The 9,380-nt window shown below is 48.2% G+C and carries 8 protein-coding genes; 3 read left to right on the forward strand and 5 right to left on the reverse strand.

The annotated features are described in order from the left end of the window. Window positions 1-139 precede the first annotated feature (139 nt). The 3 genes from ettA to JWG39_RS09055 form a co-directional block, all read right to left on the reverse strand. Window positions 140-1,825: an energy-dependent translational throttle protein EttA gene (gene ettA / locus JWG39_RS09045; protein ID WP_205219068.1), complete on the reverse strand. Its 1,686-nt coding sequence runs from the start codon at window positions 1,823-1,825 to the stop codon at window positions 140-142. Between the two features lie 279 nt (window positions 1,826-2,104). Then, window positions 2,105-3,424, reverse strand: coding sequence for a M18 family aminopeptidase (locus tag JWG39_RS09050; protein ID WP_205219069.1), 1,320 nt, complete (start codon window positions 3,422-3,424; stop codon window positions 2,105-2,107). Next, the gene (locus JWG39_RS09055; RefSeq protein WP_205219070.1) at window positions 3,396-4,382 is read right to left on the reverse strand and encodes a hypothetical protein; all 987 of its coding nucleotides are present in this window, start codon (window positions 4,380-4,382) and stop codon (window positions 3,396-3,398) included. Before JWG39_RS09055 ends, JWG39_RS09050 begins: the two co-directional genes overlap by 29 nt. A 386-nt stretch (window positions 4,383-4,768) precedes the next feature. On the opposite strand from JWG39_RS09055, the gene JWG39_RS09060 reads away from it, so the two are divergent. From JWG39_RS09060 to JWG39_RS09070, 3 genes are all read left to right on the forward strand, one after another. Then, complete coding sequence (locus tag JWG39_RS09060) at window positions 4,769-5,698, forward strand: manganese-dependent inorganic pyrophosphatase (RefSeq protein ID WP_205219071.1); 930 nt, start codon at window positions 4,769-4,771, stop codon at window positions 5,696-5,698. Between the two features lie 395 nt (window positions 5,699-6,093). Continuing rightward, complete coding sequence (locus tag JWG39_RS09065; protein ID WP_205219072.1) at window positions 6,094-6,465, forward strand: DUF805 domain-containing protein; 372 nt, start codon at window positions 6,094-6,096, stop codon at window positions 6,463-6,465. A gap of 194 nt (window positions 6,466-6,659) precedes the next feature. Then, window positions 6,660-8,114, forward strand: coding sequence for an SDR family oxidoreductase (locus JWG39_RS09070; protein ID WP_205219073.1), 1,455 nt, complete (start codon window positions 6,660-6,662; stop codon window positions 8,112-8,114). A 498-nt stretch (window positions 8,115-8,612) separates the two neighbouring features. Here JWG39_RS09070 and JWG39_RS09075 read toward each other — a convergent pair whose 3' ends face one another. Further along, a complete protein-coding gene (locus JWG39_RS09075) occupies window positions 8,613-9,095 on the reverse strand; it encodes a DUF1499 domain-containing protein (protein WP_205219074.1) in 483 nt (160 codons plus the stop codon). A gap of 16 nt (window positions 9,096-9,111) precedes the next feature. Then, window positions 9,112-9,380 (reverse strand): IS66 family transposase (locus JWG39_RS17380; RefSeq protein ID WP_439099710.1); only part of this gene is annotated, 269 nt, incomplete at its 5' end.

Raw genomic sequence — 9,380 nt, forward strand, 5'->3', positions numbered from 1 at the left:
TCGCCAATAGAAAGTGAAAATGGCATTTAGTACGGTCACAACTTAATAGGAATAGTATCAGACTGCAGCCATAAAAAAAGGCTGAACAGGTTTCCCTGTCCAGCCCTGCATCTTTTTGTTCTCTCAGAAATCTTTTCAGTTATCCCCGGGTAAGACTCCGATATTTCGTTCTTTTTGGAATAAGTGAATCTTCTCCGAGCCGTGCTTTTTTATCCTTCTCATAGTCTGAGAAGTTCCCTTCAAACCAAACCACCTCGGAATCTCCTTCAAAGGCAAGGATGTGTGTGGCGATGCGGTCAAGAAACCAGCGATCATGGCTGATTACTACCGCGCAGCCGCCAAAGTTCTCCAGCGCCTCCTCAAGGGCCCGCAGGGTGTTGACATCAAGATCGTTGGTTGGCTCATCGAGCAGCAGTACGTTTCCGCCCTCCTTGAGTGTTTTGGCAAGGTGGACACGATTTCGCTGCCCTCCGGAGAGCAGGCCAACTTTTTTCTGCTGATCGGTGCCGGAGAAATTGAAGCGGCCGACATAGGCACGGCTGTTTACTTCCTGGCTGCCGAGGATCACCGTTTCTGAACCGCCGCTGATTGCTTCCCAGATGGTCTGCTCGGGATCAGGCAGATCTCGGGTCTGGTCGGCGTAGGCCAGTTTCACTGTCTCACCAACGCGAATGGTCCCTTTATCGGGCTTCTCTTCTCCGATAATCATTTTGAACAGGGTCGTTTTTCCCGCACCGTTAGGGCCGATAATTCCGACAATGCCTCCTGGCGGCAGGTTGAAATTCATATCTTCGACGAGAATACGGTCACCGAAACACTTTTCTACATGCTCAGCCACAATGACGACTTTGCCGAGACGCGGTCCTGGCGGGATATAGATCTCCAGCTTCTTCGCCAGTTTTTCATGATCCTGACTGAGGAGCTGCTCGTAGGAGTTGATCCTCGCCTGCGACTTGGTGTGCCGTCCTTTAGGGCTCATTTTGATCCACTCAAGTTCCCGTTTAAGGGTCCGCTGACGGTCACTCTCCTTTTTTTCTTCCTGGGCGAGGCGGTTCTGCTTCTGCTCAAGCCAGCTTGAATAGTTGCCTTTCCACGGGATGCCGATGCCGCGGTCAAGCTCAAGAATCCAGCCGGCAACATTGTCGAGGAAGTAGCGATCATGGGTGACGGCGATGACAGTCCCGGGATAATTGTGCAGGTGATGTTCCAGCCATGCTACGGACTCGGCATCAAGGTGGTTGGTCGGCTCATCAAGCAGGAGAATATCGGGTTGCTTCAACAAAATTCGGCAGAGCGCCACGCGTCGTTTCTCTCCACCAGAGAGGATTCCGCATTTCGAGTCGGAGGGGGGACAGCGCAGGGCGTTGAGAGCCATCTCGAGGCGGGCGTCGAGGTCCCAGCCGTCGACAGCATCCAGCTTGTCCTGAACCACGCCCTGCTGATCGATGAGGGTCTGCATCTCATCATCGGACATCGGTTCGGAGAATTTCTCGTTGATCTGATTAAATTTATCCAGCAGATCAACCGTCTCCTGAGCGCCTTCGCGAGCGATATCCAATACGGTTTTCTCCGGATCGAGCTGCGGTTCCTGGGGCAAATAATCCACCCGCATCCCCGAAGAGAGATGGGTCTCGCCGTCGAATTCGGTGTCGAGGCCGGCAAGGATGCGCAGCAGTGTTGATTTCCCGGACCCGTTGAGACCGAGAACACCGATTTTCGCGCCGTAAAAGTAGGAGAGGGAGATGTCCTTAAGAACAGGTTTTTTGTCGTAGAATTTATTTACCTTGATCATCGAATAGATGATTTTTTTATCGTCTGTGCTCATATTTCCAGAAATGTTGGTGTGTTGAAGGTTGGTGTGAGTGCAGTCGCTGGTGACTGCACCCGCATGAAAAAGCTGTATTTAAAATGTGGAAACCTTGAATAATCAGTCTTTCGCCCATCTTCTTCGTTACAGTCAAAAATTTATCCTCGCAGGTAAGCGCCAGACTCCGATATCAAACATATAGCTCCGGTAAATTTTCTCCTGTGCCTTGAATATGAACGAAATACAAGATTATTCAAGGAACCCATGTGTTATTGTACTTCGTGGTGCGAAAGGTACTTACACGAAATGGAAGTCCCCCGTAAAGAAGGATGTCAGACTGCGGAAGCAGAGCAGTGGGTCGCTGCTGCCGGTCATCTCACGGATCGAATGCATGGCAAGGCTGGCCGCACCGACATCCACTGTGCGAATACCGAGGGCCGCTGCCGTCATCGGGCCGACAGTAGAGCCACATGGCATGTCGCTGCGCATGACAAATTTTTGGGGTTTAATATCCGCGTCGTGGCAGATATCACAGAAAATGGCGGCGGTGGCGGCGCTGGTGGCGTAGCGCTGGCTGGCGTTGTATTTAAGTACCGGTCCTTTGTTAAGGCGGATTTCGTGGCCGGAGTCACTCTTTTCCGGATAGTTCGGATGGGTGGCATGGGCGTTGTCGAGACTGATACAGAAAGAGCTGGCCAGGGCACTGCTGCGACTGACCGGATCCGGCAGGATGCGGGAGAGCACCGAAGAGAGAAAATTTCCCTGTGCGCCGGAGATGGAGAGAGAACCGGTTTCTTCGTGGTTGCTGCAGTAGAGCAGGGTGTTGCGGCTGCGGTCGGGGCCGGTGATCGCGGTAATACCGGCGTGACAGCTGAGGAGATTGTCGAGTCTTCCGGCGTGGATGAACTCGCCTTGCAGCCCGCTGAGACAGGGCGGGGTGAGGTCGTGACAGAAGAGATCGAAGGCAGTGAGTTCGCAGTGCTCGAAATCAACCTGCGGGTAGAGTTCTCGCAGGCGGGTAATGAGAATTGTTGAAAAGTCAGGGGTTTTCTCTCCCGCTTCCATCATGATGGGCGGCAGTTCCTGCTGTCTGTTTAACTTCTCCGTGTTGTCCCGATTGAGATGGATGGCGAGACTCGGCAGACTGAGCAACGGGGTGTCGAAGTGAATCAGGAACAGTTTACTGGTCGGGCTGCTCTGCAAACGGACGGCGATGCGACCGGCCAGGGAGAGGTCACGGTCGAACCAGCTTGAGAGGATGGCTCCACCGTAGACTTCAACTCCGAGACGACGGCAGCCGCAGCCGGAGAGTTCTGGCTGTGGCTTGACCTGCAGGGCGGGACTGTCAGTGTGGGCAGCAACTGCGCGGAAGCCCTGTTCTGAGGATTCTTCGCTGCCAAGGGTGAAGGCGAGGAGTGCGGCGCCATCGCGTATCACGTAGTAAGATCCAGGTGTGGGTGCCCAGATGTTGTTTTCTTCAAGTCGTGTAAAACCCTTGTCATTCAGCCGCCTGCTCATCTCATGGACGGCGTGGAAGGCAGTGGGGCTGGCCGTAAGAAAGGAGAAAAGGTCTGTATTATATGCTGCTTTACGGTTTTCCATCGGGGTGCTGTTCATATTTTTCCTGTAGTCGGTGCAATTCTTCAAAATAACGGTTCCGATATTTCAGTTGGTTACCGCTATGATCCATTTCGTCAGTGAGTCGTTCAAGGGCCGGACGAATGTCGATCCCGTAAGGATTTTTGCCGTCGATATTAGCCTGGTCGATGATTTTAATGGCATAGAAGGTAACCAGCATGCGGGAGGTTGCATCTCGACGGAAAAGGTAAAGCTGACCACCCATAGTATTGAGCAGAAAGCTGGCGTAGTCCCGCAGGCTTGCCTGATCAAGCGTGATATCATACTCTTTTTGCAGCAGATCAGGCTGGCGGGTGAGGAGATAAAAACTGTGCAGCATGTCCTCAAGATTTCCCTTCTCCCGGTCGAGTATGCCCTTCAGCATGGCGATATTGTTTCCGCCGAGAATGCGGAAGAAGTGGGCCGTATTTTTCAGCAGAGTATAAAGATCGTCGGTCTCTTTTACGACTGCGGGGGGATTGTCCACAAGTTTCTGGATAAGCCTGGAGAAGTGTTGCCGGGAAGTCTCACCGGTCTGGAACTGCTTCATCCATGGCTGCGCATCAAGTTTTTTATAAAAGGTATCGAGCTGTTCGCCAGCCTGTTGTGGAGTGGTGGTCTCTTCGCTGGTCTGTACCTCTCCGGTTTCTTCGGGGCTGATTTTTTTTTCTGCAGTTTCTTCTTCTGCAGTTTCTTCTGTTACGGCAGTTTTTTCAACAGTAAGGACTGAGGGCATTCGTTTCTGAATATCCTGCAGCTGTTGCTGCGCGGTATCCTTCGCTTTATTGAGATAGAGTTTCCCTTTGTCGGGGTTGAGTCCATAAAGGACGGCAGTGAGAACCAGCAGGAACAGGAGCATCAGGAACAGCAGGCGTAGGAAAATCGAGCGGTTTTTTACCCTCGAACGGGAAATTTTGCCGGGAATATTTTCTTTTATATCAGGAGTTTGTAAGGGCATTGGTGGGAATGGCTCAGGCTCAAAAAGGTTGCAGGCAGTTTCAAGGGAACATCGAATAATCGTCCATTTTCTTCTATGCCTCGAATATGAACAAAATACAAGGTTCTTCAAGGTCTTCTCAGGATGATACTCAAATTACCTTCAGACAATATACGGAAGAGAGGGAAAAGTCACGTGGAAGTCTCGTTTCTGCAGGGCAAAAGTGTTTGCGATAGAGGAGTTGCCGGTGTCTTTTTTCTTTTCTACTTGACGAGAAATCGGGAAAACACTATTTTGTAAACCTGAATGAATCGCTATTCATAAAGTTATGTTTATGCCCGCATAAAAAGGGTATGGTTTATACGAAACCGAAGTACAAGATGAATACTAATTTTGGAGGAATCACCATGGCAATTTCAGTATTTGGACACACCAATCCTGACACAGACACAGTTACTGCTTCTTTGGCTCTGGCTGCACTTTTCAACGCTCAAGGCAAAGATGCCGAGGCTTTCATGCAGATAGATGAAGCCAATCTGAATCCCGAGTCGAAAACCGTTCTCAAGCGTTTTGGTCTTACCGCTCCGAAAACACTCGGTGCTGTTGCCGGTAAAGAAGTCGCTCTGGTAGACTTTTCTGACCTTGGACAAGGTCCCGCAGACCTGGCCAAAGCAGAAATTGTCGCCATCGTTGACCATCATAAACTCGGTGATGTTACCACCAACTCTCCGCTTCTCTATCGGGCTGAGCCTGTTGGTTGTACCGGTACCATCCTGAACAAAATGTTCAAGGAAGCAGGTGTTACCATTCCCAAAGATATCGCTGGCGGGATGCTCTGTGCAATTCTCAGTGATACCGTTAACTTCAAATCCCCCACCTGCACCGAAGATGACAAGGTTGCAGTTGCCGAATTGAAAGGTATCGCTGGTGTTACTGATACCGACGAAGTTTTTATGGAAATGCTTAAAGCGAAGTCTGCTGTTGCTGGAATCCCGGCAAAAGACCTGCTGTTCCGCGATTACAAAGATTTTGACATGAACGGCAAAAAAGTTGGTGTTGGCCAGCTTGAGCTTGCATCTCTTGATCAGGTTGATGATGTTCGTAAAGATCTGGAAAAAGCCATGGCAGCTGCCAAGGCAGAGGGACGTCACTCTGTTCTTCTCATGCTTACCGATGTTGTGAAAGAGGGGACTGACCTTGTTGTTCTCTCCGATGAGCCTGCTGTTATTGAGGGTGCTTTCTCTGGTAAACTCAAGGATGGTTCCATGTGGATTGACGGTATGATGAGCCGTAAAAAACAAACTGTACCTAATCTGCAGAAAGCATTCGGCTGCTGATTTCCTGAAGGGTACCCTGACGCTGGGCGAAAGACTGGTTGTTCAAGGTATCCTGAAGCTGTTACAGAATGAAAAACCCGCTGTGCTCTGTGAGCACAGCGGGTTTTTTTGTGCTGAGTCTGGCAAATTATCAGCTTCTCCCGTCTCGACGCGAAAACGTCCAATACTTGATTTTGTGTCACCTGAACACATTCTGAACTTTGCCATCAAGCCGATTCTGCAGTGGTCTCTTTCAAGCTGTCTGGCATCTTTGCAATCAAATTGCAGGTTGTATGCGACTAAAATTCGTCCTTTTTAAAAAACCGGGAGTCTGTTAGTCTCTATTCTGACATCGGTCAGGCGTTGAACGTTCAGCGTCTAAAATATTGAAATGGACGAAATAATCAGGGGTGAATATGAACTGGTATCTTGATGTTTTGAAAAAGTATGCGGTCTTTAATGGCAGAGCTCAAAGAAAAGAGTATTGGTACTTTATCTTGTTCAATATGATTATTAGCATTGTTCTTGGAATCATTGATGGCGGAATGGGAAGCTTCAGTGCACAAACAGGTATAGGTCTATTGGGCAGTCTTTATATGCTGGCTGTTTTCCTTCCTGGTATTGCGGTTTCGATTCGTCGACTGCATGATACTGCGCGCAGTGGCTGGTGGTTGCTTATTGCTCTGCTTCCTCTTATTGGTGTAATTGTGTTGATTGTTTTTATGGTGCAGGACAGCAAGCCTGGCGCAAATCAATATGGCGTAAACCCGAAAGGGACAGCGGCATAATCGCCTGACAAGACACTTTCACCTGGACGATTGACATCCTCCCCGTCCTGAAGGGCGGGGATTCCTGCGATGGCAATGCTTTATCCCTGCCAGAACCACGAAGCATGGATGTGTAATGGGTACCTTGAATGAATAATACCTGAAACAGCAGCATTATCTCACTCTTCATCCAACAAAACTCAAACTTCGAAATCATGCCTGATACAACAAAACAAAAGATTGTCCTGGTCACAGGTGCAACCGGTTATATAGGCAGACGACTGGCACACCGCCTGCTGCAGAAGGGTACTGTTAACGTTCGCTTAATGGTACGAAACAAAGAGAAGGTCCAGGCGTCCATCGCTGAACAGGTTGACATCAGGGAAGGCTCAACTTTTGAAAAACCAGCCCTTGAGGCCGCACTGGAGGGGGTGGAGACGGCCTTCTATCTGATCCATTCCATGGGTTCTGCTGATGATTACAGTAACCTGGACCGAATCAGCGCAGAAAACTTCAGGGACGCCTGCATCGCTGCAGGTGTCAGGCGAATTATTTATCTGGGTGGCCTCGGTGTAAAAGAGAGTGCCAGCGAACATCTGCTGAGTCGAATTGAAACAGGGGAGATTCTTTCCGCAAAACCCGATGCAATTGAGACAATATGGCTGCGGGCAGGAGTCATCATAGGTTCAGGGAGCGCCAGTTTTGAAATCATCCGTAACCTCTGCCAGAAACTGCCCCTGATGATTACCCCGCGCTGGGTTCGCAGTCGGACTCAACCCATCGGCATTGATGATGTTCTTAATTATTTGGAGTCGTCCATCGCTCTTCCGCATCAGGGCAATCTTATTGTCGACACAGGCAGTGAAGCCCTCAGCTTTCAGCAGATGATGGAACAGGCAGCAAAAGTAATGGGGTTAAAAAGATACCTCTTTCCCGTCCCGTTTCTCTCCCCCCGACTCTCTTCTTACTGGCTGATCCTTTTTACCCCCATCCCCTACAAACTTGCAGCCGCCCTGGTTGAAGGCCTGAAAAGCGAAACCGTACTGCAAAATGATAATGCAGCCCGGTTTTATCCGGAGATTCAACCTGCCACGTTTAAACAGGCGGTAGCAGATGCCATACATGAACTTGAACAAAACCAGGTTTTGAGCCGCTGGTGTGACAGCAGCGCGGAACAGGCCTGTGATATCAGAGATTTTGACAATCCTGCCGGTGCTGTTTTACGCGATACCAGGATTATTTCCTTTAACAAAGGAGAGCGCCAGGAAGATGTCTTTCGATCCGTCTGTGGCATAGGAGGTAAAAATGGCTGGTTCAGGTATAATCTTTTGTGGAGGATTCGAGGAGTTGTGGATAAACTTGTCGGCGGGTCCGGATTGAGCCGTGGCAGACGATCGAATACCGATTTACGTATAGGCGATGCCCTTGATTTCTGGAGAGTTGTTGATCTCAAGCCGGGAAAGAGACTGCTCCTTCATGCCCAAATGAAAGTTCCGGGGGATGCCTGGCTTGAATTTGATGTGCAACCCCACCAGCTGGTACAAACAGCCCATTTCCTGCCAAAAGGCCTGTGGGGAAGATTATATTGGTATTCTGTCCTGCCTTTTCACCACTTTGTTTTTAAAGATTTATCCAAAACCATTGTGAACTCAGCAACAAAAAATCAGTAATAACCTATTATACCATTCCTATTAAGTTGTGACCGTACTAAATGCCATTTTTCACTTTCTATTGGCGAATTCAAAGGCTGGGGGATGGGAGACAGGGAAAAGCAAAAGACGGAACAGCGAAAAACTTTTTGCCAACGAATAAAAGCTCTAATCATGCTAATAAAGGCAAAAAACTTTAAGAAGTTACGCTTTTATAAAAAATGTCCTTTTTCGCATGATTAGACCATTTCTATTAAGTTATGCTCTTTTTACATTCTGTTTATTCATTCGTAATCACAAAAAAAGATGTCCACGCAGTCGCGCTCTCTGGTCAATACAAAATGTAAATGGTATTACAACACTCCTCCGCGTTAACGTAAGGTCCCTGCGTATTTCTACGCAGGGATCCTGAGCGTCTGTCCTCTTCAGGTTTCAGCAATTTCATTCACATTCGTACAGCTTTTCTTCTTCGTTCAGGTGTTTCTTGTCAGGGAAAAAATTGTAATCGAAACTGGCTGCTCACTCTGTCAGATCAGATCTTGATTTCACATCCGGGTTGATTACTCTGAGCTTCCTTCGAAGCTGTTCAATACGTTTTCGATTTACACCAAAATCTGAATATCCAACCCTGGAAGCTGACCGAACATGGATGGTTATCTCTTCTGATTTCGTATCTGGAAAATAAAATTCTACATCATCAACAAAATGGAACACCTTAGAAGTAAACTCCGCTCTAATATAATTACTCTCAGCAACTACAATTTTCGACACTTGAAAATCTGTAAGAATTTTCAAGATATTATTTTTTACTTCTGATGGTGTTCCTGTAAGAAGAAGGGGCTCGATATAATGTTTTTTATCTTTTGTCTGACTGCTGACACAATTTGGTTTTGTCGAGCATTGGGCCAGCTGTCCATTCTCAACTCCCAATTCAGGTATCACTTTGGTACACCCTGTTAAAAGTATTAAAATTGATAGAACAAGCTGAATTTTTTTCTTCATTGTTCTTCTTCCGTAACTACTCACCCCCACCAGCCTCAAGTTCTGGAATTTTACCACCTAAAGCCAACTGAATAGCGACAAGCGGATTGATTCCTTGGTTTGCCATTGTTTGCAGGTAGCTCGAGATTCTACAATAAGCTTGGGCATACAGTTTCTTTCGGAAACAACCAGATACTTTTTGTTTTACCTTCGCCATACGGAGATCTCGTTCTGCCCTATTATTAGTGAATGGGACATAGGGCTTTTTTGCAAACAGCAAGACTGCGGTCTCATATTTTTTCAGTC

The organism is Desulforhopalus vacuolatus (genome assembly GCF_016918505.1).
Taxonomy (GTDB): Bacteria; Desulfobacterota; Desulfobulbia; order Desulfobulbales; family Desulfocapsaceae; genus Desulforhopalus; species Desulforhopalus vacuolatus.